The organism is Nostoc sp. ATCC 53789 (assembly GCF_009873495.1).
GTDB lineage: Bacteria > Cyanobacteriota > Cyanobacteriia > Cyanobacteriales > Nostocaceae > Nostoc > Nostoc muscorum_A.
Genome location: NZ_CP046703.1, coordinates 6,720,042 through 6,744,913 on the forward strand (window position 1 = coordinate 6,720,042; position 24,872 = coordinate 6,744,913).

Here is a 24,872-nt window from a genome sequence, read left to right on the forward strand (position 1 = left end):
AGCTCCATTGGTGATGAATTGCTCACGCAGAAGCGCAGAGTCTGGTTACATCTTGCTATTTTGATTACAATCAAATCTGGTTAGTTGGAAGTTTTCGGACGATGGGTTACTAATTCTTCGAGTTTGCCCACGGCGTAATCCAAAATTAACCCAGTTAAGCCAATTATGAACACAGCTAAAAAGACTGAACTCAGGTTTAAACGACTCCATTCATCCCAGACGAAAAAGCCGATACCAATACCACCTGTAAGCATTTCCACGGCGACGATTACTAGCCAAGCTATGCCTAAACTAATTCGTAAACCTGTAAAAATATATGGTAAACTTGCGGGCCAAATTATTTTGGTAATCCGCCTCCAACGGTGCATTTCTAGCACTTGTGCCACATCTAAATAATCTTTGGGAACGCTAGAAACTCCTAATGCGGTATTAATAATTGTCGGCCATAAGGAGGTAATGAAAATGACAAAAATGGCTGAAGGATCTGCTAAATTGAAAATTGCCAAGGCGATAGGAAGCCAAGCTAAGGGTGATACAGGTTTAAAAATTTGAATGATAGGATTGAGGGCTAGCATTGCCGGTCTAGACATCCCAATTAAAAACCCCACAGGAATCGCTACTACCGCTCCTAACAAAAAACCTAGTAATACCCGGCGCAGACTTGCGATCAACAACCAACCAATTCCCAAGTTACCTGGGCCTCTTTGGTAGAAGGGATTTAAGATGTAGTCTAGATTAGCAATGAGCGCTTCTGGTGGGGTGGGCATTAATTCATCGTTGGCAAGTGCAATAATCCACCACAGCACAATTATTCCCAAGAATCCCAATACTGGTAAAATAAATACATCTCTGAGGATGACAGGTTTTGTCTTTTTCCACGCAGCTTGTGTTGCGATCGCTGCGATCGCAACCAAATTTAGTTGAAATATCATTTACGACCTCAACAGATTTAAGTGCAGGTACAAGAAATCCGAGCAGTACCAGCCTTGGACACCGATGAGATCGGAACATTATAAAAATGCCGTCTCTTCAGTCTCCTCCCAATGCCTACGAAGTTAGCTGACGGGCTAGGGCTGAGAGATGCCCTTCTTTTTAGAGTGCTGAGTACCGAGTGTTAAGTGCTGAGTTAACTCTTCACTTATCACTTTTAACTCTTCACTTTCTATGAGATACGCCCCACAATTTGGTTCCTCCGCTCCAGCGTTATGCACTGTGACACGCTGAATTAGGCTGACTTACTCTAATGGATACTAAATTATGCACAATATAACATTGATGCTCGGTAAAAGCCATCTGTTCGATGATAAATATTGTTTATTTTAATACCGCAATTTAGCACATCACCTTGATTTTTCGGAATAAATAAAATTTATATTTTTAGTCTTGTTGTAGGTGAATTCCTTGCATACAAAGCTAAATAATATAGTTAAGTCAAGCATTAATATTGTTAACCATTTGCTTAATATTTCTTAATACTAAATATATTATACTTTAAAGTTTTTATATACGGGGAGTTAACCTGCAAACAAACGAATATACAGAATGTATTTCTTTTGGTAGGTGAATTAAATTCTTAAACTTGGTAAAAGACCACTGCAATCGCTAAACTAATTGGATATGGCAGTTTGCTCATCTATCTCCTAGCTGAATTTAACATAATGGATTTTAGTCAAGTACTGGCTGAAAAAACGGACACCATCCTCGATAAATGGGTTACAGCAGTTCGCAAGGATAGACGGATTGAAAGTGCTGATGACCTATCTTATACAGCAGTAAAAGATCATGTCCCTGATGTTTTACAAGCAATGGTAACAGTGCTTTCAAAATCTCAGGAGAATGATATTGAGTCAATAGTTACTGCTAGTTTTCAGCATGGAGCTATTCGAGCCGAACAAGGCTTTGACCCAGCAGAAATTGCCAGAGAATATCATCTGCTGCGAACAGTAATATTTGATGCTCTACAAGCAGATTTATTAGAGGGAACACCTGTAGATATAATTCGTTCTATGCGTTTGATTGACGCTATCATAGACGAAGCGATCGCTCGATGTTTTAAGAGTTATGTTGAAGAGCGGTTGCGAGAATTACAGCAGTTGCAGTTATCACTAACGCTCCACAATGAAGAACTTACGCGCTTAATGAGCGCCAATCAAGAGTATCTTTCGCAACTAGCCCACGAATTGAAACATCCTCTAACTTCCATTATTGGTTACTCGGATCTGTTTTTACGCCAACAGCGACGCAAGACACAGATAAAAGACACTTCAGCTAATTTAGAACATATTGAGCGGGTATTACGTAACGGTAGACAATTACTCCACCTAATTAACGATGTATTAGAACTTTCGCGCTATGAAGCAGGACAGATAAAACTTCAACTAGCACCCACTGATGTGAGTGAATTAATCAATAATATCTGTGAAATGTTGGAACCTTTAGCTGTTGGGAAAAATTTAAAAGTCGTAGTAGATTGCGATCGCGCTCCCAAAGAATTAATCACAGATCCTTTTCAATGCCAACAAATTATTACAAATCTTATTAGTAATGCAATTCGCTATACAGAGTCGGGGACTATTATTATAATGTGTCAGGTGTTGGAGAACCAGAGATGGGCGATCGCAGTTTCTGACACTGGAATTGGCATTGCACCAGAAAACCAAGCCCAGATATTTGAACCCTACTTTCGGGTCAGTTTTAGCGATCGTCCCTATCTCCCTGATAGTACAGGATTGGGGTTAGCGATCGTTTCGCGGTTAGTAAAATTACTACAAGGTACAATTAACCTAGTTTCTGAAGTAGGAGTTGGTTCTACCTTCACTGTAATTTTTCCCTTACAAATAGAGAGTTGATTTCGCGCCAAGACGTAAAATTTTTGTCTACACCTCTGCGTGAAATCAAAAAACATTTTTACAACAACCCTTTTTTTTTCAACTCAGCTAGCGCATCCTCAGCAGCAGCTTTCTCTGCATCTCTCTTATTGCGTCCCTTACCTTCGCCATAAATTTTTTCATCTACCAATACTTTGGCGATGAATTCTGGTGCATGAGAAGGGCCACCTATTTGTTCTGTGAAATATTTAGGGGGAGTGGGGGTAACGTTGCGTTGCACCCATTCCTGAAAGCGATTTTTTGAGTCTACAATTACAAAATTGTTGGTGTTACTATCAGACTTATGAGAGATGGATAGGTTTTCAGCTATGACTGAATCAAACAATGGTTCTACAAAATCTCGTACTGACTCAGTTCCCGAATCTAAAAAATACGCACCGATAATCGCTTCAAAAGTGTTACTGAGCAATCTAGATTGTGTGCGTCCTCCATCTTTTTCTGCACCATTACCTAGCCGTATCCATTTACCCAAATTTAACCTAACAGCAAATTTTGCTAACTGCGGCTTATCCACTAGCCGAGAACGTAAAGGTGTTAGTTCGCCCTCTTTTTTCTCAGGATATCGACGATAAAGATACTCACCACTTAAAAAATTTAGTAAGGCATCACCCAGGAACTCAAGTCGCTCATTATCTTCACCTGAATTAGGGTTTTCATGCATATACGATGTGTGAGTGAGTGCGCGAAGCAGGAAAGATGCATCTTGAAAAGGCAATTGTATTAGTAGTTCATCTAAGCTTTCTCTGATGCGAACTTCTTCGGCTTGTTTCGGAGAAAGAGATCGCAAAACTTCTTGCTTCTGCTTTTCTACAATATCTGCCTCTGATGCTGAAATAGCTTTGAGAAGTCGAGCAATACTATCAAGTGCGCGATAAGTATCATCAGTAGAGAAACGCTTTCCATTAATTTCATGCGCCCATTTGTTGCGAACTTCCATAATTTCGCTAACTAAGGCACGTTCTCCATGACCCAGTTTCCTTTTGAAGACCTGATTCCATTGTCCGATTATTACTTTTAGTAATTCCGAAATATCATCGTGCAGAATGTCTTCTGGGTTACGCTTTAGACTTTGGTTATCAGATAGACAGGATGTGGCTATATCCAGCCAGCGTTCACCGTGGACTTTCCGCATTTCCTGCTCAAAATAGGGGTGTAGACCCTGATTTAAATAAATTAAAGCACTCTCGATTCTGTTGCGATTACTAATAGCCATTGAGGTATTTTATTTGTATGGTTCCCAAGATAACTGAATAGTAGTGTCAATAATATTCAACCTAATAAATAATCTATAGCTTACTTTGCGCGATCGCACTATACAAAATACCTAAAATTTTCTTAATATCTTTAATATAATATTCGCTCAAATCAATCAAAACGACATTGCCTTCAAGTTTAAGAAATTGCCAGAGCGTACCTATAGTAACAGCACCATATATAGCTTTAATTTTATTTCCACCTCTTTCGTTAAATAACTGAGCAGCTACCATTTCGGCAATACATTGCGCTAAACCAGACCTCAAATTCTCATTTTTACTTTCTACTAAGACAATCACCGGACTGCGTACAAGTAACTGCTCCGAAGAAAGACTCAAAATAAAATCACAAAAGCCATTTAATCCTCGTTGACTATCAACAGTAAAATCTACTCCCGAAAAAAAGCTGATTTCATAATTAAATTTGCGTCTAATTTCTAATAAAATTGGACTTATTATCATTTCACTACGAGCCTTTTCAGAACTTATCGCTACTGCTAAATCAACATTCTCCTTAAGAATAGTAGATAATAAATCACTACAGTCTTGCTCCTGGACATTTGCGAATAGTCCAGATGATTCCTGGATCACTAACCCAAAAGACTCAATAACTTCAATAAGTTTAAAATCACTATAAGCCATAAAACTTACTCCTTTGTCTTATGACTGAATACTATAACAAATTTTAAAAATTAAGCTTTGGCGGAAACACCTTAGCTAAATCAAGAGACAAATCAGGAAAGCAGGGAAAACTTATTACCTCATTTGACAATAAAATTCGCTTATTTGAATAGCCATATCTGCCTTGATTATCCTGATATGGTTCACTGTAAGCTTCCAAATAATTATCGAATAAATTGAATATCCAATAATCAGTAATACCCGCTTTAGCATAGAGAGGTATTTTCACATCTTGATCATAAGCTAAAGAAGAATCGGAAACTTCCATCACCAATAACACATCAGCCGCTTTAGGGTGAGCCGAGAGATAATTATCATCTCGGTTTTGAACAATCGCAAAATCTGGTTCAGGTTCGCTGTTAGGTGGTAAAGTAATTGGTGCATGAGATTGTAAAGTAGCCTTGTCTCCTATTATTTTGGGGAGTTCCTTCCACAGTTTTCTTAAACAAGTTTCATGGGCTTTACCTTTAGATGCCATTTCAATAATTTCCCCGTTGATTAATTCAATGTGGTCATCTTCATGGAAAAAGCCCAATTCTCCAAGTCTGTGGTATTCATCCAGCGTGAAGCGTTTAGCCTGAGCAATACTCATAAACTTACCTTTCTATCATTGCGATCGCACTTATATTCTAAATGTGCCAGAAATTGGTATGCTAAAGGCCGAGACTCGCTATGAAAGCAAACAATGCCTGCGCCTACTATCAACCCCACCATCACTGCCTTTCCCTTGACAGCCGTAGTCGGTCAAGAAGCAATTAAATTAGCCTTGCTGTTAGCAGCCGTTGATCCTGGTTTGGGAGGAGTAGCGATCGCAGGTCGTCGTGGTACGGCAAAATCTGTAATGGCTCGTGCTATCCACGCTCTCCTACCGCCGATTGAAGTTGTCAAAGGTTCAATCAGTAATTGTGACCCCAATCACCCAGAGGAATGGGACGATCAACTTTTGGCGGAGTACGCAGACAAAGACATTCAAGATGTTCCCGTCGAAATTATCCCCGCGCCTTTTTTACAAATTCCTCTAGGTATCACAGAAGACCGACTCCTCGGTTCAGTAGATGTGGAAAAGTCGGTAAAACAAGGTGATACCATTTTTCAGCCTGGATTACTTGCTACAGCAAACCGGGGTGTACTGTACGTAGACGAAATTAATTTATTAGATGACCAAATATCAAATCAGCTTCTAACAGTATTATCTGATGGACGCAACCAGATAGAACGGGAAGGGATTAGTTTTCAGCATCCGTGCAAATCCCTATTTATTGCCACCTACAACCCAGAAGAAGGTGGATTACGGGAGCATTTATTAGATAGAATTGCGATCGCACTCTCTGCTGACGGTGTACTCGGCTTAGACCAAAGAGTAGAAGCAGTTGAACAAGCGATCGCTTATTCTAAATCTCCCCAAGACTTTCTCAAACAGTACAACGAAGATTTAGACTCCCTCAAAACCCAAATCATCTTGGCGCGGGAATGGTTGAAAGAAGTAATCATCACCCACGAACAAATTGCCTACTTAGTGGATGAGGCAATTCGCGGCGGAGTTCAGGGACATCGCGCCGAGTTATTCGCCACACGAGTTGCCAAAGCTGCTGCGGCTTTGGAGGGACGAACAACAGTTAATGCCGAAGATTTGCGCCGTGCTGTAGAACTGGTGATTGTACCACGCGCCACAGTTGTGCAGACACCACCACCCGATCAAGCACCACCTCCGCCTCCACCGCCGCCGCAACAAAATCAAGAAGAACCCCAGGACGAATCTGAAGACGAAGAACAAGACGAACAGGAAGAAAAAGAAGAAAATCAAGAGCAAGAACCCCCTAGCATCCCGGAAGAATTTATCTTTGATCCAGAAGGGGTAATCCTTGATGACAACGTGCTTTACTTTACTCAAATGGCGAAGCGGCAAGGTAAATCTGGTAGTCGCAGTGTCATCTTTTCCGATGACAGGGGACGCTACATTAAGCCGATGTTGCCCAAGGGAAAAGCGCGACGTATTGCAGTAGATGCTACCCTCAGAGCAGCTGCTCCTTATCAAAAAGCACGCAGAGAAAGACAACCAGATAGAAAAGTTATTGTCGAACAGGCTGATATTCGCTCGAAACGCCTGGTACGCAAAGCCGGGGCGTTGGTAGTATTTGTGGTAGATGCTTCTGGCTCAATGGCTCTGAATCGAATGCAATCGGCTAAAGGTGCAGTGATGCAATTGTTAACAGAAGCTTATCAAAACCGTGATCAAATAGCATTAATTCCTTTCCGGGGAGAACAGGCAGAGGTATTATTGCCTCCAACACGTTCTATTGCTTTGGCGCGTAACCGTTTGGAAAGGTTGCCCTGTGGTGGGGGTTCGCCCTTAGCGCATGGTTTAACTCAAGCTGTGCGCGTTGGCCTAAATGCCCAGATGAGTGGAGATATTGGGCAAGTTGTCCTTGTAGCAATCACCGATGGGCGGGGTAATATTCCCTTAGCGCGTTCTTTAGGTGAACAGCTTGAACCAGGAGAAAAGCCAGATATCAAAGGAGAATTATTAGAAATTGCTGCTAGAATTCGTGCTTTGGGGATGCAACTATTAGTAATTGATACGGAAAGTAAATTTGTGTCTACTGGCTTTGCTAAAGAATTATCGCAAACAGCAGGCGGTAAATATTATCATTTGCCAAAAGCGACAGATCAAGCTATTGCTGCTATGACCAAAGGTGCGATCGCTGATTTAAAATCTAGATAATTTGTCATTTGTCATTTATCATTAGTCAGTTGCTTTTCTACTAACCACTGACTAATGACTACGAGCCAGTGGGCATTACCTGTGGTTGCAAATAACAAATCAAATCCTGGATTCCCTTTTGCAGATAGCGTGTTACCGTCATTGGACTAGTGCCAATATTTTTAGCGGCATCTTTGCGAGAAAGTTCCTTCAAAAATACCATTTCGACTGCCATACGGGGCTTTTCTTCCAACATATTGATTGCACCTTGCAGTTGTTGGCGTTCTTCTTCTTGTTGTAAAAGAACATGAGAACGAGGACAAGGAAGTGCTTCACCCAAGGTTATTTGGCAATCAACATAGTTAACTGCGGTTGCATCTAAACTTAAAGGCATCCGATTTTGAGCAGCTAACTTGGTTTCTTGCCATTCTTGTACAGATACCCGAAGTTCGTTGGCAATTTCAGCATCTTTAGGCTGGCGACCTAAAGACATTGCTAAGTCCTTGCGAATCTTTTGTCCTTCATTGTATAATTCTTGCCAACGACGAGGAATTTTTAATAAAGTACTGCGATCGCGCAAAAAGTGCAGCATCTCTCCACGAATATATGGCACTGCAAAGGAACTAAAAGCATATCCTTGGCTAGGATCGAAACGCTCAATAGCCCTAATCAAACCAAAATACCCAATTTGTTCTAAATCTTCATAAGGTTCATTACATTGATGGCTGAATTTATGAGCCATCTTCCGTACTAAGCCAGTATGTAACTGTACAAGTTTATTACGAAGTTTAATAGAAGGATTCTGGTGGTACAAGTGTAATAATTCTATACCATCAGTTCGTAAAGAGGACTCACTTGTTGCCATATACATTCCTTTGTTGAAACTCCTATTCCTCAGAAAATGGAGTTGCGTATATTTTCTTCTAAGCTGTTATTATTTTGCTTAGTCAGGGAAGAATAAGCTATCGTCGTTTCACTGAACTTATGAGGGGTCTAACTCTATAATTCAGTATTTGTACGCATGATTTTCATAACCTTTCTGTTGCAGGTTATTTTTGTTTTTCACATAAAAATTTCAACATTGGATAATGTTTTTTGTTTAGTCGTCTCTTCCCCTTTCTGGTTGCTGGCCCAAAATCTTGGTAAGAATAGGAATAGGCAGAACGTTTTCCTAAAAAACAGTTTTTCAATATGAGCAATACCAGTAATTTTCGTGAAGCTATGCGTGAGGCTAAATCTCACGCCCTCGTTGGCCCAAACGTGATTGCCAACGCCCTCCCCTACGTCGGTGGTGGATTGGTGCTAACGGCATTAGGAACCTACGGTGGTTTGGGAGTTATCCGTACTAACCCCGGAATATTCTTTCCCACCTTTATTGGTGCGGTGATTTTGGAGTTAATTTTGTTCTTTGTTGCCCAAAATGTTGCCCAAAAAGGTAACAAGGGTCTTGCGTTACCCCTGTTGGCAACCTACAGCCTGTTGTCTGGATATACTCTCAGTGGCTTGGTATTTGTCGCTTTGAGATCCCAAGGTGTTGGCATTCAAGGCATTGGTTTAGCTGCCCTTGGTTGTGGCGTTACTTTTATTTTCGCCCGTCAAATAGGTTCAAATCTTTCTGAACAAGATGGGATGGCTTTGACGAAAACCATCAATCTTGGCGTTATCGCCTTGGTGGTTGTGTGCCTTGCCCAATTTGGATTTGCCATGTTTGGTGTTTACACGCCAAATTGGTTAGAAATTGCCATCTCCGGTTTAGGAGTATTTCTATTTGTTGGGGTTTCTGTTGTCGATTTCTACATTTTGCCCCGCACTTACAGCGATGACCAATATCTACCTGCTGCTTTGTCGATGTACCTTACTTATATCAACTTGTTTGTCTTTATCTTGCGGTTGCTAATTGCCATCAATGGCCGCGATTAATTGCCTATAGGCAATAACAAAAGTAAAGTTTTATAAAGTAAAACCGTGGTTAAATTTTTCGCAGCCACGGTTTTTTTTATCCGTTTAACAGTAATATATGTAGACTAAGTTAAGCCTCAAGTGAGCAAAACTATGCTTGAACTCTTAAATATCAAAATTGAAGTAGAAAAGTTGTCTAATATCTTGGGTAAGGCTGAGGACTGTCTTTGACCTCCAATATTTGACTGCAAGAATTCAATACTTACATCAAGTAATTGCTCAACCAGATTTTTGGAATAATCCAACCCGTGCTTATGAAGTACTTCAAGAAATTGAATACTCCATATTCTACAAGCATCAGGAATATCAGCGCTGGTGTTCGATTCTAGAAGATATCAAGGCTGCGTTGGAATTGTTGGAATTATCAGCTGATGATGAATTGTTGCTAGAGGCGCAAACCAACCTTACCCAACTCCAGCAAGAACTCGAAACAGTAGAAATACAACAATTGATGTCCGACCCCTGCGACCAAAAAGGTGCATTATACAAGTGGTGCAGAGAGAAATTGCCCAACTACAGCTAAAATTATATAGATACAAGTAGAATAAAGAGCGATTTCTCAATCCAAAGCGCTCTATCTATCATTACAGCAAGCATTATGGATGTCTTAGAACTCAAACGCGAAATCGAAACGTTGTCTGGCCGCCTGGGTAAAACCCAGGACTATCTTTGACGTACCTGCACTGACAGCCAAAATTCAAGACCTCGAAAAAATATCCGCTCAACCAGAATTTTGGGGTGATCAAACCGAAGCCCAAGAAACCCTACAAGAACTCACCGAACTGAAAGCCCACATCGAGCAATACGATCGCTGGCACGCCAATCTGGAAGATACTAGGGCAGTTGTTGAATTGTTGGAGTTAGAAACCGATGAGGCACTACTCCAAGAAGCGGAATCTACCATCACTAAACTGAATCGTGACCTGGATCAGTGGGAGTTACAACAGTTACTTTCTGGCCCCTATGATGCGGAAGGTGCTGTACTGACGATTAGTGCTGGTGCTGGTGGCACAGATGCTCAAGACTGGGCATTTATGCTGATGCGAATGTACACCCGTTGGGGCGAAGCTCACGGCTATAAGGTAACTTTAGCTGAAGAGTCGGAGGGTGATGAAGCCGGAATTAAATCGGCAACTCTAGAAATTACCGGTCGCTATGCTTATGGTTACTTGCGATCGGAAATGGGTACACATCGCTTAGTGCGGATTTCTCCTTTTAATGCCAACGGTAAGCGACAAACCAGTTTTGCAGGGGTGGAAGTGATGCCACAGATTGATAACTCTGTGCAATTAGACATTCCAGATAAGGATTTGGAAATCACCACAACTCGTTCTGGTGGTAAAGGTGGGCAAAACGTCAACAAAGTAGAAACTGCGGTGCGGATAGTTCACCTTCCTACTGGTCTTGCCGTGCGCTGTACAGAAGAGCGATCGCAGTTGCAAAATAAAGAGAAAGCCCTAAATCGCCTCAAAGCAAAGCTTTTGGTCATCGCCAAAGAGCAACGCGCCCAAGAAATTGCCGAAATTCGTGGCGATATGGTAGAGGCTTCCTGGGGAAACCAAATCCGTAATTATGTATTTCACCCTTACCAAATGGTGAAAGACTTACGTACAAATACAGAAACAACGGCGATTGGCGATGTGATGAATGGCGAACTTGATCCATTCATTCAAGCTTATCTGCGCCAAGAAAACAAATTAGTAGAAAACCCTGACTCATAATTTGGGATTATTTGCAAGTGCTAAGTAATGATTTTTTAACATTACTTAGCACTTTTGATTTTTGAGGATTTTAGATTGGCGCGTTTTGAGAGAAATTTCTGAGTAATATGCAAGCGATCGCCATTCTATCCCAGACCACTGTTACAGTTATAAAAGAGTCTGTAGACAAATAACTATGAGCAACTCTCCTTCAACAGAACCTCAACCTAGCTACGTAAAACTCGCCATGCGAAACATGGTGCGGAAGGGTGCAACTTCCCTAAAGCATTTTGCGTTGACAGCCGTAGGGCTTTTAGCTCTCCTTGTTGGTCTTGCTTACTTAACTCACTAAGCTAGTCATTAGTCATTAGTCATTAGTCATTAATTATATTTAAAAGGACAGATGACCAATGACAAAGGACAAAGGACAGTCAACCCTAAACCTCAGATAAGGAGACTATGTGCCCCTGAGCGTTGAACTATATGTGGAGGATTCTTTTTACGATTTGTCCCCGACAACATCTGTAAAAATTGCTGACACTGATACTCGAATTCCTCCTGAAACTTGGGAAAATTGGTTTAATCAGTGGTTGGAAATACTTCAACCTCAAATTCCGCCAGCACCAAGTTATGAAATTGGGCTGCGTTTGACAGATGACTCGCAAATTCAAGAACTGAATGCTCAGTATCGTCAACAAGATAAGCCTACAGACGTTTTAGCTTTTGCTGCTTTAGAAGTGGATTTTCCGCAAAGCAAAGAAATGCTTGCATCTGTACCATTATACTTAGGTGATATTATCGTGTCTGTAGATACAGCACAGCGTCAAGCTAACCAGCAGGAACATAGCTTACCAACTGAACTAGCTTGGTTAGCATCTCACGGTTTATTACACCTGTTGGGCTGGGATCATCCTGATGAAGAAAGTTTGGGGCGAATGTTAAAACAGCAAGTAAGATTGCTGAACGCAATAGGTATTGCTATTGACATGGAATAGCAGTAGTTATGTGTTCTTAATGTTAATTTTGGGTAATACTTTTATAATACTTCTGTGCAAATTTGCTTAAAGATTGCCTCAAAGTTAATTCTGCCATTAAGATCGGCGAATATTCCCACTGTAGCAACTCTATTTTTGTATTTTTAAGTCTATGTCCCCAAAAATTTCTTCATCACCAACGCCTACCTCGTTACAAACACTGGTGTCTAACGAACGGGAATTTTCCTGGAAAGTAGCCTCTAATTTATTTGTTAGTTTTAAATATGCCTGGGCTGGAATCAGCTATAGTTTTCAAACTCAACGTAATTTTCGCATCCACGTAAGCGTTTGTGCTTTAGCGATCGGTTTAAGCGTATTTTTGCACCTGCAAGCTGTAGAAATAGCGGTAATTGGTATAACTAGTGGTTTAGTTTTGGCATTAGAGTTACTAAATACAGCGATCGAGTCTCTTGTGGACTTAACCGTTAAGCAGACATATCATGAATTGGCAAAAATCGCTAAAGATTGTGCAGCTGGTGCAGTTCTTGTCTCTGCTTTGGTAGCGGTGCTGGTAGCTGGTACGCTATTGCTCCCTCCTCTGGTAAGGTTAATTATATCCGCTTTGTAAATATGATTTGCGTAGGCGTAGCCCAACCCAGGGATCGCCAAGTGACTTGGTAAGAGGATCGCACTCTACCCAATTCACTGTAGAGAAGACATTTTAATAAATTAAAAATTTAAGAAGTGGCTTGTTATAAAGTAGCCGCTTCATATTTATGTGTCTACGTTAGCGTTATTTTTATATCTAGCGAACAATATAGTATCAGTAATCTGATGAGAGCTAAAAACCAGGAGTGATGAGCTTTGATTATAGTTATCGACAATTACGACAGTTTTACATATAACTTAGTGCAATATCTGGGAGAATTAGCAGCAGAATTCTCAGTAGCAAATGATATTAAAGTTTTTCGTAACGACAAGATATCCATAGATGAGATTCGTGCATTAAAGCCGGAAGCCGTAGTTATTTCTCCTGGGCCTGGCCGCCCGGAAGATGCGGGTATATCCTTAGAATTGATTGAACAGCTAGGACAAGATTTGCCAATTTTAGGTGTCTGTTTGGGACATCAAAGCATCGGCCAAGTATTCGGTGGTAAAATAATTCCTGCTCCAGAGTTGATGCATGGCAAAACCTCTCAGGTATCTCACACTGGGGTGGGGGTTTTTCGGGGATTAGAAAATCCTCTCATCGCCACTAGGTATCATAGTTTGGTAATCGAACGTGAGACTTGCCCAGATGTGTTAGAAATCACCGCTTGGGTTGAAGATAACACCATCATGGGAGTGCGACACCGGAACTATCCTCACATTCAGGGTGTCCAGTTTCACCCAGAGAGTGTCCTGACATCTTCAGGAAAACAGTTATTACGAAATTTTCTCGAACAGTTACAGTCAAGAGCATAATTAATGAAACGACGACAGTTGATGGGCTATGCTGGGGCGGGTTTGGCCACAGCTTTAGTTACTACCTTGGGTTCTAAATCTCAAGCTGACGCACAATCTAGCGGTTTATCAGTTCAGTGGTTGGGTCATACTTGCTTTCTTTTTACTGGTGGTGGTGCAAAAATTCTCGTCAATCCATTTCGGACGGTTGGCTGTACTGCTAAATATCGAATACCAAAAGTTGCAGCAGATTTGGTACTGATTAGCAGTCAATTGCTGGATGAAGGTGCGGTGGACGTACTACCGGGAAATGCAAAACTCATCTACGAACCAGGAGTTTATGAGTTTAAAGGTATTAAGTTCCAAGGAATTGCCATAGACCACGATCGCAAAGGTGGTAAGCAATTTGGCTCAAATACTGCTTGGAGTTGGAAGCAAGGCGGGATTAATATCTTACACTTAGGGGGAGCCGCTGCACCTATTTCCATTGAGCAAAAAATCTTGATGGGACGACCCGATGTATTATTCATTCCGGTGGGAGGCAGCGCAAAAGCCTACAATGCTCAAGAAGCAAAGCAGGCTATTCAAGTATTAAATCCCAAGCTGGTGATTCCGACCCATTATCGGACACAGGCGGCTGATGCTGCTAAGTGCGATATTTCACCACTTGATGATTTTTTGACCTTAATGCAAGGTACGACAGTGCGGCGTAGCAATGGAGATAGTGTTTCCATTAGCCCTGGTAAATTGCCAGAAAAGAGTGAAATTCAGGTTTTGACTTACAAGTTTTGAATAAAAGGGACTGAGAAAGAACAAGGGGAAGCAGGGGGAGAATAATGACTTCTACCTCCTACCTCCTGAATTCAGAATTCTGAATGTTGAATTCTGATTTTAGAATGTATACCACTGTGGGCCAAGCTTATCTGCATCGCTGATGGGATTCTCAACGGCTGTTGTTCCATCTATAGTCCAAATGTTGTCTGAACCTGCGGTCTGATCGCGCCAGTAGATATCGGTCTTACCGTCGCCGTTGAAGTCACCAAGAGATGGTGTCAAAGCTGCGTTATTGGTCGGTAAGAAAGCTTCAGTCGCAACTGTTGTACCATCCATCAACCAAGCGGTGTTCGCGCCTGTGGTTCCATTGTGCCAGAAGATATCGGTCTTACCATCACCGTTGAAATCACCAATTTTGGAAGTCCAGGATGAGTCAAGTGTTCCCAAAGCGCCTTCTGTGACTAAGATGCCTCTCATCGTCCAAACCTTGTTTTCACCGGTTTGAGCGTTTCTCCACAGAATGTCAGTGCTTAAATCGCCGTTGAAATCACCAAGGCTAGCAGTCCAGGCTGCATCTTGGGATTGCAGCGCAAATTCAGTCTTTTGGGCACCATCCATAAACCAAGCGCTGTTATCGCCAGTTGTCCCATTGCGCCAGAAAATATCGCTCTTGCCATTGCCATCGAAATCAACAATGGTAGGAGTTAGAGCTGTGTCTGTAGTGTCTAGAACAGTTGCAGTGAGAACTGTGGTGCCATCCATCTCCCAAATAGCGTTCTCACCGGTTGTAGCATTGTGCCAGAAGATATCGGTTTTGCGATCGCCATTGAAATCCCCAATCTGAGGACTCCAGGCTGCATCAACGCTAGATAGAGCAGCCGCAGAACCAACTCTAGTTCCATCCATCAGCACAATGCTGTTCTCACCTGTTGTCTTATTGCGTAATAAGAAGTCGGTTTTACCATCAGCATTGAAATCAGCAATTTTGTAATCATAGGCGGATAGGTCAAATTGACCCAAAGAACCCTGTTCGACAACTTTTGTGCCATCCATCAACCGAATAATAATCTCACCAGTTGTAGAATCGACCCAAACTTTATCTGTTTTGCCATCACCGTTGAAGTCAGGAACAATCGCCGCACTGGTTAAGTAAGGATTAGGATTAGGATTTGCTGACACCACAGCAGATTGTTGTGGTTGGTAGGAACTCTTACTCCCCAAAAACGAATCAGAATTTAGAGGAGTTACGCTATCAAGAGGAGATGATAATGCTTGTATTTTTTCGGAAGTTTGTGTCCATTGTGCATTCAAAGTTTTTGAAGTATTTTGAGTTCCAAACATGGTGTGTTTTTATGATTGGTTGTCATATTTTTTTAACTTTTTTTTGAAGCCGCTTTCTGTAACTAAATAACATTTTCCAGGTTTTCCATATTTCTTTATAACTATTTTTTGTTTATTAATATCATTATTTGAAGATAAATCTTTGTTTGTTTTAAGTGATAATTATAAAATCTTCAAGTCCTATACAAACAATTACAAAATTCTTTTTGTTCATTATGTATATGATGATTTACAGATAAAGCAATAAAGCTTTATCTGTTTTCTTTGACATTCAAAACTTTTATCAAAATTCTACTTATATCTTTAACGGTTCATGAGTCAGACAAAAAGTATTCACACTACACTATAGGACTAATATTTGATTGCCTAAAATAACTCAGTACAGCTCAAAAATCCTTCTTGACTATTGCCTGCCCACTATGGCTAGAACAAAAATCAAAGCGGCTTCCTATAGTAGCCTTTCAAACTTCAATTCATTGGTAAGTAAGTTCGCAGGAAGGAATTTAGTCCTTATTTTTTAAGTACTCAAATGTTTAATACAAACTTTCAAAATTAGCTTTATAAAGTAATATCCGTATTTATTACAAAGTTACAAATATGCTAAAATAGAAATAATCGCTACATCAATTCTAATAATTTGTGTAATAAGTCCTTGTTTTATGATGAATTTCTCAATTGTTTGCGGAATAACTACTATTTTTTATTTTGTGGAATAGCTCTAGATGTCTGCTTACTTTCTTCAACTGTACGAACAGGTAATTGCACGCCAGTTTCGAAAAAATTAGTATATGTAAATACTACGAATTCATCTTTATTGACCACGTAAGCGATCGCTTTTATTGCTAGGGGTTGAGCAGACATATTCTTGACAGCGTGTTGTGGAATTTATTAACTACCAAAATTGATATGGAATAAGGCGTTAAAAATAATTTATTTTTTATAAAAATACTAAATCATTCGATAACAACAATATTTGCGAGTTATTTCAAAATTAGGAAATCTGAGTATTTCAAGATAATTGATTATTCTCCAACGATTTATGGCTTGAGTGGAAACAAATATTGGTTAGAATAACTTAGATTAGCAACTATTAAGAGGCCTGAACTGTGCATCTATCAGTTGCTAAAAGTGTAAAATAATACAATATTTTCATAAAAACATCAGCTATGCAAGCAGAATATCGGCAGCGTCGTGAGCAGTTAATGGCAAAAATTGGTGATGGCACAGCCATTTTTCGCAGTGCGCCAATGGCAGTGATGCACAACGATGTCGAGTATGTTTATCGCCAAGACAGTGATTTCTTCTACCTAACTGGTTTTAACGAACCACAGGCAGTAGCAGTGTTAGCGCCACATCATTCAGAACATCGGTTTGTGCTGTTTGTCCAACCGAAGGATCGCGAAAAGGAAGTATGGACTGGTTATCTTTGTGGGGTAGATGCAGCCAAGGAAATTTATGGTGCTGATGAAGCATACCCCATTAGCGAGTTAGATGAAAAGTTGCCGCAGTATTTGGAAAAAGCCAGCCGCCTTTACTATCACTTAGGACGCGATCGCACTTTTAATGACCAAATCCTGAGACATTACCAAAGTTTACTGCGGACTTATCCTAAACGCGGTACTGGCCCGATCGCCATTGAAGATACTGGCCCTGTTCTCAACAGCATGAGACTAATTAAAAGTGAAGCTGAGTTGGGGTTAATGCGTCAAGCGGTTGCGATCGCCACTGAAGCACACAATTACGCCCAAGAAATCACCGCACCTGGACGTTATGAGTACGAAATTCAGGCGGAGATGGAACGCATCTTTCGAGTCCGGGGTGGAATGGGGCCAGCTTATCCTTCGATTGTGGCTTCCGGTGTGAATGCTTGCGTACTCCACTACATTGAAAATAATCGTCAAATGCAGGATGGAGAATTACTGCTAATTGATGCCGGTTGTGCTTACGGTTATTACAACTCGGATATTACCCGGACATTTCCTGTGGGGGGTAAATTTACGCCTGAACAAAAAACGCTGTATGAGATTGTTTTGGAGGCGCAAAAACAAGCGATCGCTCAAGTGAAACCAGGTAATCCCTTCAAATTAGTTCACGATACAGCAGTGCGCGTTATCACAGAAGGTTTAGTTGAACTTGGCATTCTCAAAGGTGAAATTGATAAGTTAATTGAAGAAGAGAAATATAAGCCATATTATATGCACCGCACCAGTCATTGGTTAGGTTTGGATGTTCATGATGTGGGAGTTTACCAGCACGGTGAAGACAAACCGCAGATTTTGCAACCAGGTCAAATTTTGACAGTGGAACCGGGACTATATATTGTGCCTGACACCAAACTAGCAGAAGACCAACCAGAGACTGCTCCTCGATGGATTGGCATTGGTATTCGGATTGAGGATGATGTGTTAGTTACACCTGATGGACATGAGGTGTTAACTGCGGGAGTTCCCAAGGCAGTGGATGAACTGGAACGATAAAAAAGGGAGAAGGGGAGCTAATTTTCAAGTCTCTCTCCCAATCTGGGAAACGTTAGAAAACCCGGCTTCAATAAAGTAAGCCGGGGTAATTTATGCACTTGTATAAAAATGAGGGTTAATCTGTGCGATCGTCACTTTTGGCACTAGGAGCGATCGCAGAAAGTTCCTAAATCAAGAACAGCCTTCAACAAATTCAACTTCTGGTAGTTTACCTGACCGAAACCCAGTAACACGCTTACCGTCAGTCTCGAAAATAACGCGATAGTTCTGATCAGCACGGTCTTTCGGGACAAATGTCAAGTAGTGTCCGCCTTGGACATATTTATGAGGTGTGACTTTAATTTGTCCTGGGTAAAGAGACTTGATTTGCGCTTCGGTGTCGCCAATTTTTGCACCTTTGAGGGTAGTAATCTGGGTATTCTGCCGCACATCTACTCTAGAAATACGACCTTTTGTAACCATGAATGAAAGATTGTTGGGTTCATTTTGTGGCTTAACATAGTAGCAATTGTTATTGGGTGGATCGCCCACTAACTTAGTACTAGCAGCCTTTGCCGCTTGAGAAACAGTCATCCCAACTCGTACTGCACCGATTCCATTGATAAACAGTTTTGCCTGATTTGTCAGTTTCGCCTGTGCTACAACTGTGCCGACAGTTAGAGAAGAAACTACCAATGTTAAGGAAGCAAGAGTCAATAATTTAACTTTATTATTCATAAATTGTGGGAATAAAAGTAGGTAGATTTTTGTATACAGTACCTATGCTACCAATTTCAGATTTTCAATTTTTTGACTGGCGAAATTCTGATATTACTTCAATCAAACCAACGATATTACAGTTAAACTCAGGTAAATCTTCCGCAGGTATCCAATATTCCTGATGTATAGAACCGCCTACAGTTTTTACGGAGTAGCGACTTAAAAACTCTGCACGCACCTGAAAACGTGTTACATAGCCGATGTATCCTGTGTCAGTACTTGTGGCATTCCAGTTACGAGCAATTTGTGCGGCGTATTCTTCGTTAAGTACCGGGTAGAAAATAGGCTGTTCAGGTAGTCGAGGAGGAAATTCGCGATCGCCACTTTCTTTAATCAAAGCCAGTTCTTTTGGCCCAGTAGGACGGAAGAGTGTGATTGTTTCTTGCTCATGGTTAGGCAAAGGTTCTCGTGCTTGCAGCCATGCCGTGGGAATACCTTCTACACCTGTAGATACCGCCACAATACCACCCGCGATCGCACAAGTAGTATCTCTATCTCCCAAGCCACTTACAGTTAACCACAGTGCTTCTTCGTAGTTGTCAAGATGTTGGGCAGCACACCACAGAGCAAAGGGGACTGTATCTTGTGCTGAGACATGAGTTCCATTTCCTAAGATTGCCGTTGCTGATTGCACTGATGTGTTTTCCGGCAAATTCACAGCCTGATGAATTTTTGCACTTACCTCACTTTCTGGAACATAAGGTAAGACAAGGTTGAGAAAATCTTCTTTGCTGGGTAAAGAATCTTTGAGTCTCCACGCCCAAGCAGCAGCAATTGCTACAGCAACAGCAATAGCACCTGCGATCGCTTCTCGATGAGTATGAGTGATTTCAGCGCTGGCTTGTGCTTGCTTGACAACTAAATCCAAATCTTCGGCAAAGAACGCCCCTATTGGTGCAACGCGCATCGCTGCTCCATTTCCATAAGAACCTTGTCCGTTAAACAGACTACTTGCCAATTCCTGCCAAGATTCGCCATTGCGTATTTGCATTAATAGCCTGTGCATTGCTGGACCATAACCCCGTTCGCTGTCGTATTGTTTGGCAAAGCTTTCTGCCAGATAATCTTGGTTAATTTCCCCGTATTTTTGGAGAATAGATACAATCGAGAGCGCCATCTGGGTATCGTCAGTGTAGTACCAAGGTGATGCAGGGATAGCACGGGCGACAATCAAACTTTCTGCCACATCTGGATGGAGAAAAAATCGCTCTCCAAAAGCATCACCCACCGATAGACCTTCAAGGGAATTTTGAGCGCAAACGAGTCGAGGATCTTTTGTTGTTGGCACAATTCCTTCCTAGACTAAAAATTGATGTAGTATTCTGTATTATAAAATTTACAAAAAATAATGGGGATAGCTAACACCATCCCCATTTAAATTGACCAGTAGCTCAAGATTTTTCTTTAAGAGCTTACAGTTGCGGTACGTACTGCTGTTTTTCAGGTACTTCAGCGTACTCAGCCACAATCTGGCGGAATTCTTCGCCGTCAATGGTTTCTTTTTCGATGAGCAAGTCGACTAAGCGATCGGTGACAGTGCGATGGTCGCGGACAATTTTCTTCGCGTTTTCGTAGCATTCTTCCACGATCGCTCGCACTTGTCCATCAATGCGAGAGGCGATAGATTCGGAATACTCAGATCGAGTTGTCCAGTCACGACCCAAGAATACTTCACCCTGCTGGCTTTCCAACGATAGTGGCCCTAAATCGGACATCCCGAACCGAGTCACCATTTGCCGTGCCATTCCCGATAACTGCTGCAAGTCTCCACCAGCACCAGTGGTAACTTCGGCAGCCCCAAAAATTACTTCCTCAGCAGCGCGACCGCCCAAAGCACCAGTAATTCTGGCTTTCAACTGAGAACGAGAAATTAATCCTTGTTCTTCGTTGGGAGTAAACCAAGTCAAACCCTGTGCTTGTCCTCTTGGAATCAAGGTAACTTTCTGCACTGGGTCATGGTCTTTTAACAAAGTTCCCACTAAGGCGTGTCCAATTTCATGGTATGCAATTAAGCGCTTGCTCTTGCTGTCCACCAAAGGAGTACCTTCCATCCCAGCGACGACCCGATCCACCGCATCATCAATTTCGCGGAGGGTGATAGCTTCTTTGCGTCTTCTAGCGGTCAAAATTGCCGCTTCGTTGAGTAAGTTAGCTAAATCAGCACCAGTGAATCCAGGAGTGCGGCGAGCGATCGCATCTAAAGATACGCTAGAGTCTAGTTTCTTGTTGCGTGAATGGACTTCCAAGATTTCCAAACGCCCTTTAATATCGGGTGCATCAACTGTTACTTGTCGGTCAAAGCGACCGGGACGTAACAAAGCTGAGTCTAGTACGTCGGGACGGTTAGTAGCAGCAATAATAATGATGCCTGTGTTACCTTCAAACCCGTCCATTTCAGTGAGCAACTGGTTGAGGGTTTGCTCTCTCTCGTCGTTACCGCCGCCGATACCAGCGCCCCGTTGCCGTCCTACTGCGTCGATTTCATCGATGAAGATAATACAAGGGGCGTTGTCTTTGGCTTTCTTGAACAAATCGCGGACACGGGATGCACCCACACCAACGAACATTTCTACAAATTCCGAACCGGAAATACTGAAGAAAGGTACGCCTGCTTCGCCTGCGATCGCTTTTGCTAATAAAGTTTTACCAGTTCCAGGAGGCCCAACTAACAGCACTCCCTTGGGAATCCGTGCGCCTACAGCAGTAAATCTTTCTGGCTGTTTCAGGAAAGTGACGACTTCTTGTAGTTCTTCCTTAGCTTCTTCAATACCCGCTACGTCATCAAATTTAACCCCGGTTTTCGCCTCCATTTGGAAACGCGCCTTAGATTTGCCGAAGTTCATCGCTTGACCTGGCCCGCCGGGAAGGTTGCTAGAACGCCGGAACAAAAAGAACAACCCAGTAATCAATAAAACTGGAAATACGAGATTGCCCAACAATCCCCAGATTGCGCCATCATTCCGCATGGGGTGAGCATCAAAACTAATATCTTTTTCTTTGAGCTTGCTGATTAACTCAGGAGCGTTAACAGGCAAATCCACCCGCCACCTTTGGATGCGATTTTCGATGTCTGGATCGCGGGCTTCGATAATAGCTGTCCTACCGCCTTCGTAGAGGTCAACACTGCTGACGCGATCGCCGTCCAAGTATTCTAGAAAGCGGCCATAAGTCATGCGGGTATTGGCTGCATTTTTACTCATGTCAGTAGGAGCGCCTGCAAAGGCCCCTTGCCAGAAGAAAAAGCCAATTACCAAAGCCGGCAATGTCCAGAGTACTACGACTTTCCAAGAGAATTTCATCTTAATTTGCCTCTAGATGCCTATACAATTCATCAGCTCTAGTAACCAAGTGTTCATCACTCTGTCACTTTAAGCTGTTAAACGGATGTTTATAAATCCATTTTGTTTAATTTGATCTCTTATATGCACTGTCATAAGGCAATTAGAGCATTATGGCGATGCTAACAAGAATCTTAATCAAAGTTAACTTAATTTTAATACAAAATCGCACGAGAAAAGGGAGCGCAACGAGATGCAAAGCCACGGAGTATTTCTCCACAACGCTCCTCATGTCGTTTCAACCTCTCACAATCATCTATTTAGGGAGACTAGGGAAGAGGCAGGGGAGCAGGGAGCAGGGGGCAAGGGGGAGAATAAAAATTACCTTTTATCCCCTCTGCATTCTTCCCCCTGCCCCTCTGCCTCTTCTGCCCAATACCCTACTTAACTTCTGTAATTTTGAGAGTGTAAGGAAGATATTTACCTTGTTTGTAGGAACCAATCCAAACTTGGTAATTTCCAGCCAGCCATTCACCAACAATGCCGGCATTTTTGCCATCAAAATCGTCATTACACCAAGTACCACCTGGCCCCTTGATAATTATGGTGGTGTCTTCAGGACTTTGGACTTGCAACTTTAAGTAGTCGAATTTACTTGTTAACGCTAATGTGTGGTCTGGTGTTTCATCAACAAATCCGGTACAAGGACCAGTGGCTGTTTCACTTCTGGCACCTACTTTAGTCCCAGATATTGAACCACCACTCATCCCGCGAACTGTCAGGGGGTCTGGCGAAAACTGGGGACTAATAGTTAAATCTCCAAATATCGTTGGCGCTTCCTGAGCATCAGTCACAGCGTTAACTGTCGATGTGATGAAGAGCGTAACTATCATCAACGATAATCTCATCCCTCTATTGAGCGCTTTTGTCGGCATTGTAATTACGTTCGCTTCTAAGTGGTTTTGAAGACATGAATTTTACACACCAAGTTCCCAATGTGGGGAGAATTGACTACCTATTTTAGATTTGAAATTGGGGATAATTCATTAGTAATTAGTCAATGATTTGTTGTTCTTATAGTTGCTCTACCTTATGGATAGGGGCACACGTTTGTGCGCCCCTAAAATCTAAAGTATTTCTAAAATCTGGAAGTAATTGCTAATTAGCTTCTGTTATTGCCCGACTCAAACGCGACTTGTCTAAACCAATCTGATTTAGTAATAACCAAGATTGAATGAGGTCGGGGCCATGAACATCTCCGGTTAAGGCTGCTCTGAGCGATCGCATTACCAAGCCTTTTTTAACTTTTTGCTCTTTCACCACTTGTTTGATTATGTCCTGAGCGGCAGCTTCCGAGAGTTGCGGCTGATTTTCTAAAGCTGTGACAATTGCCTCAAGGACAGCAGTAGAACCTTCTTGCTTAAGTTGTGTACTGCCTTCTTCGCTAAATTCAACTGTGTCGCTAAAAAATAGTTGACCTTGAGGTACTGCATCTACTAAACGAGTCAAACTCTGGCTAATTAAAGTTACAAGCTGTTCTAACCAAGCGCGATCTCTTCCACCATCAAATTTATAGCCAGCCGCTTCCCAAAAGGGTATGAGTAAATCTGTGAGTTTATCTACTGGTGTATGGTGGATATACTGACTGTTCAACCAATCCAGCTTGTCCCAGTCAAACTTTGCACCTGCTTTATTTACACGCTCAAAGCCAAACTCTTTAGCTGCTGTTTCTAAGGTAAATATTTCTTGCGTCGAGTCTGGTGGCGACCAACCCAGCAATGTCATATAATTTACCAAGCCTTCAGAGGTAAAGCCCATTTTCTGAAAGTCAGAAATGGAAGTAACACCATCCCGCTTAGAAAGCTTGCGCCCTTCCATGTTCAAAATTAACGGCGTGTGGGAGAACTCTGGAATTTTTGCACCCATTGCTTCATACAGCAGAATTTGCTTGGCGGTATTGGCGATGTGGTCTTCTCCGCGAATGACATGGGTGATTTGCATATCAATGTCATCCACTACAACGACAAAATTGTATAGTGGTTGACCGCTACCCTCTTCTGAGGCACGGGCGATGACCATATCACCACCTAAATCGCTACCTCGCCAAGACATTTTTCCCCTTACTAGGTCATTCCAGACAATTTCCCGCCCATCTTCGATTTTGAAGCGAATCACATAAGAACGACCTTCTGCTTCAAAAGCAGCACGTTGTTCTGGTGTGAGGTTGCGGTGACGGTTGTCATAGCGGGGAGCTTCGCCTCTAGCTTTTTGGGCTTCTCTTAGCGCTTCTAGTTCTTCGCTGGTGGTGTAACAGCGATAGGCTAATCCTTGATCTAGCAGTTTTTGTACTGCTTCTTTATAAAGATCCAGGCGTTGAGATTGAAAAAATGGCCCTTCATCCCAGTTAAGACCTAGCCAGCGCAATCCTTCAAGAATATTGTCGGTGTATTCGGGACGCGATCGCTCTAGGTCTGTATCTTCTATTCGCAGGATAAATTTCCCGCCGTGGTGACGGGCAAATAACCAGTTAAATACAGCTGTTCTAGCTGTACCAATGTGTAAATTTCCGGTTGGACTCGGCGCAATACGGACTCTGACAGTCACAGTTAATTCTCTCTTTCGCAAAGCATGATAAATGTAGCTT

General features: G+C 42.0%; 23 protein-coding genes and 1 riboswitch. Of the genes, 11 read left to right on the forward strand and 12 right to left on the reverse strand.

What is annotated here, in order from left to right; genetic code table 11:
* Positions 1-80 precede the first annotated feature (80 nt).
* Positions 81-932 carry a nitrate ABC transporter permease gene (gene ntrB / locus GJB62_RS27815; RefSeq protein WP_181852903.1) on the reverse strand — a complete coding sequence of 284 codons (852 nt, stop codon included), beginning with the start codon at positions 930-932 and terminating at the stop codon, positions 81-83.
* A 97-nt stretch (positions 933-1,029) separates the two neighbouring features.
* Positions 1,030-1,242: riboswitch (cyclic di-AMP (ydaO/yuaA leader) on the reverse strand.
* 416 nt (positions 1,243-1,658) lie between these two features.
* Here ntrB and GJB62_RS27820 point away from each other — a divergent pair.
* Positions 1,659-2,849, forward strand: coding sequence for a sensor histidine kinase (locus tag GJB62_RS27820; protein ID WP_114084110.1), 1,191 nt, complete (start codon positions 1,659-1,661; stop codon positions 2,847-2,849).
* Positions 2,850-2,907: 58 nt separating this feature from the next.
* Here GJB62_RS27820 and rnc read toward each other — a convergent pair whose 3' ends face one another.
* The 3 genes from rnc to GJB62_RS27835 form a co-directional block, all read right to left on the reverse strand.
* Positions 2,908-4,101, reverse strand: coding sequence for a ribonuclease III (gene rnc, locus GJB62_RS38235; protein WP_159402595.1), 1,194 nt, complete (start codon positions 4,099-4,101; stop codon positions 2,908-2,910).
* A gap of 73 nt (positions 4,102-4,174) precedes the next feature.
* Positions 4,175-4,783, reverse strand: a complete 609-nt coding sequence (locus GJB62_RS27830) for a hypothetical protein (protein ID WP_114084111.1) — start codon at positions 4,781-4,783, stop codon at positions 4,175-4,177.
* Positions 4,784-4,826: 43 nt separating this feature from the next.
* Positions 4,827-5,414 carry a Uma2 family endonuclease gene (locus tag GJB62_RS27835; protein ID WP_114084112.1) on the reverse strand — a complete coding sequence of 196 codons (588 nt, stop codon included), beginning with the start codon at positions 5,412-5,414 and terminating at the stop codon, positions 4,827-4,829.
* A gap of 93 nt (positions 5,415-5,507) precedes the next feature.
* Here GJB62_RS27835 and bchD point away from each other — a divergent pair, with 93 nt between their 5' ends.
* Positions 5,508-7,544, forward strand: a complete 2,037-nt coding sequence (bchD, locus tag GJB62_RS27840) for a magnesium chelatase ATPase subunit D (RefSeq protein WP_114084113.1) — start codon at positions 5,508-5,510, stop codon at positions 7,542-7,544.
* 58 nt (positions 7,545-7,602) lie between these two features.
* On the opposite strand, the gene GJB62_RS27845 is transcribed toward bchD, so the two are convergent.
* The gene (locus GJB62_RS27845) at positions 7,603-8,388 is read right to left on the reverse strand and encodes an RNA polymerase sigma factor SigF (protein ID WP_114084114.1); all 786 of its coding nucleotides are present in this window, start codon (positions 8,386-8,388) and stop codon (positions 7,603-7,605) included.
* Between the two features lie 326 nt (positions 8,389-8,714).
* On the opposite strand from GJB62_RS27845, the gene GJB62_RS27850 reads away from it, so the two are divergent.
* From GJB62_RS27850 to GJB62_RS27885, 8 genes are all read left to right on the forward strand, one after another.
* Positions 8,715-9,443: a Bax inhibitor-1 family protein gene (locus GJB62_RS27850; protein ID WP_114084115.1), complete on the forward strand. Its 729-nt coding sequence runs from the start codon at positions 8,715-8,717 to the stop codon at positions 9,441-9,443.
* Between the two features lie 220 nt (positions 9,444-9,663).
* Positions 9,664-10,005: a PCRF domain-containing protein gene (locus GJB62_RS27855; RefSeq protein ID WP_159402596.1), complete on the forward strand. Its 342-nt coding sequence runs from the start codon at positions 9,664-9,666 to the stop codon at positions 10,003-10,005.
* Positions 10,006-10,080: 75 nt separating this feature from the next.
* Positions 10,081-11,203, forward strand: a protein-coding gene (prfB, locus tag GJB62_RS27860; protein WP_114084117.1) for a peptide chain release factor 2 whose coding sequence is annotated in 2 segments (ribosomal slippage) — positions 10,081-10,152 and positions 10,154-11,203 — 1,122 coding nt in all. Because the reading frame shifts where the segments join, the coding sequence is not laid out codon by codon here.
* 175 nt (positions 11,204-11,378) lie between these two features.
* Complete coding sequence (locus GJB62_RS27865; RefSeq protein WP_012408076.1) at positions 11,379-11,534, forward strand: DUF3285 domain-containing protein; 156 nt, start codon at positions 11,379-11,381, stop codon at positions 11,532-11,534.
* Positions 11,535-11,649: 115 nt separating this feature from the next.
* Positions 11,650-12,177, forward strand: coding sequence for an rRNA maturation RNase YbeY (ybeY, locus tag GJB62_RS27870; protein WP_114084143.1), 528 nt, complete (start codon positions 11,650-11,652; stop codon positions 12,175-12,177).
* A 151-nt stretch (positions 12,178-12,328) separates the two neighbouring features.
* On the forward strand, positions 12,329-12,784 hold the full coding sequence (locus GJB62_RS27875; protein ID WP_012408078.1) for a diacylglycerol kinase family protein: 456 nt from the start codon (positions 12,329-12,331) through the stop codon (positions 12,782-12,784).
* A 236-nt stretch (positions 12,785-13,020) separates the two neighbouring features.
* Complete coding sequence (locus GJB62_RS27880; protein WP_114084118.1) at positions 13,021-13,620, forward strand: aminodeoxychorismate/anthranilate synthase component II; 600 nt, start codon at positions 13,021-13,023, stop codon at positions 13,618-13,620.
* Positions 13,621-13,623: 3 nt separating this feature from the next.
* Positions 13,624-14,391, forward strand: a complete 768-nt coding sequence (locus GJB62_RS27885) for an MBL fold metallo-hydrolase (RefSeq protein WP_114084119.1) — start codon at positions 13,624-13,626, stop codon at positions 14,389-14,391.
* Between the two features lie 99 nt (positions 14,392-14,490).
* On the opposite strand, the gene GJB62_RS27890 is transcribed toward GJB62_RS27885, so the two are convergent.
* The gene (locus GJB62_RS27890) at positions 14,491-15,714 is read right to left on the reverse strand and encodes a VCBS repeat-containing protein (RefSeq protein WP_114084120.1); all 1,224 of its coding nucleotides are present in this window, start codon (positions 15,712-15,714) and stop codon (positions 14,491-14,493) included.
* Between the two features lie 693 nt (positions 15,715-16,407).
* Positions 16,408-16,575, reverse strand: a complete 168-nt coding sequence (locus tag GJB62_RS27895; protein ID WP_159402597.1) for a hypothetical protein — start codon at positions 16,573-16,575, stop codon at positions 16,408-16,410.
* 305 nt (positions 16,576-16,880) lie between these two features.
* Here GJB62_RS27895 and GJB62_RS27900 point away from each other — a divergent pair, with 305 nt between their 5' ends.
* Positions 16,881-18,191: an aminopeptidase P N-terminal domain-containing protein gene (locus GJB62_RS27900; RefSeq protein ID WP_114084121.1), complete on the forward strand. Its 1,311-nt coding sequence runs from the start codon at positions 16,881-16,883 to the stop codon at positions 18,189-18,191.
* Between the two features lie 171 nt (positions 18,192-18,362).
* Here the strand turns inward: GJB62_RS27900 and GJB62_RS27905 are convergent, their stop codons facing one another.
* The 5 genes from GJB62_RS27905 to gltX all read right to left on the reverse strand — a co-directional run bounded on the left by GJB62_RS27905 (position 18,363) and on the right by gltX (position 24,832).
* Entirely contained in the window at positions 18,363-18,908 is a 546-nt protein-coding gene (locus GJB62_RS27905; protein WP_114084122.1) for a hypothetical protein, read from the reverse strand.
* 64 nt (positions 18,909-18,972) lie between these two features.
* Positions 18,973-20,238 (reverse strand): ADP-ribosylglycohydrolase family protein, encoded by a 1,266-nt coding sequence (locus GJB62_RS37650; protein ID WP_245246026.1) that lies wholly within the window; start codon positions 20,236-20,238, stop codon positions 18,973-18,975.
* Between the two features lie 124 nt (positions 20,239-20,362).
* Complete coding sequence (gene ftsH2, locus GJB62_RS27915; RefSeq protein ID WP_114084124.1) at positions 20,363-22,249, reverse strand: ATP-dependent zinc metalloprotease FtsH2; 1,887 nt, start codon at positions 22,247-22,249, stop codon at positions 20,363-20,365.
* A gap of 419 nt (positions 22,250-22,668) precedes the next feature.
* Positions 22,669-23,163 carry a hypothetical protein gene (locus GJB62_RS27920; protein WP_114084125.1) on the reverse strand — a complete coding sequence of 165 codons (495 nt, stop codon included), beginning with the start codon at positions 23,161-23,163 and terminating at the stop codon, positions 22,669-22,671.
* A 223-nt stretch (positions 23,164-23,386) separates the two neighbouring features.
* On the reverse strand, positions 23,387-24,832 hold the full coding sequence (gltX, locus tag GJB62_RS27925) for a glutamate--tRNA ligase (RefSeq protein ID WP_114084126.1): 1,446 nt from the start codon (positions 24,830-24,832) through the stop codon (positions 23,387-23,389).
* Positions 24,833-24,872 lie beyond the last annotated feature (40 nt).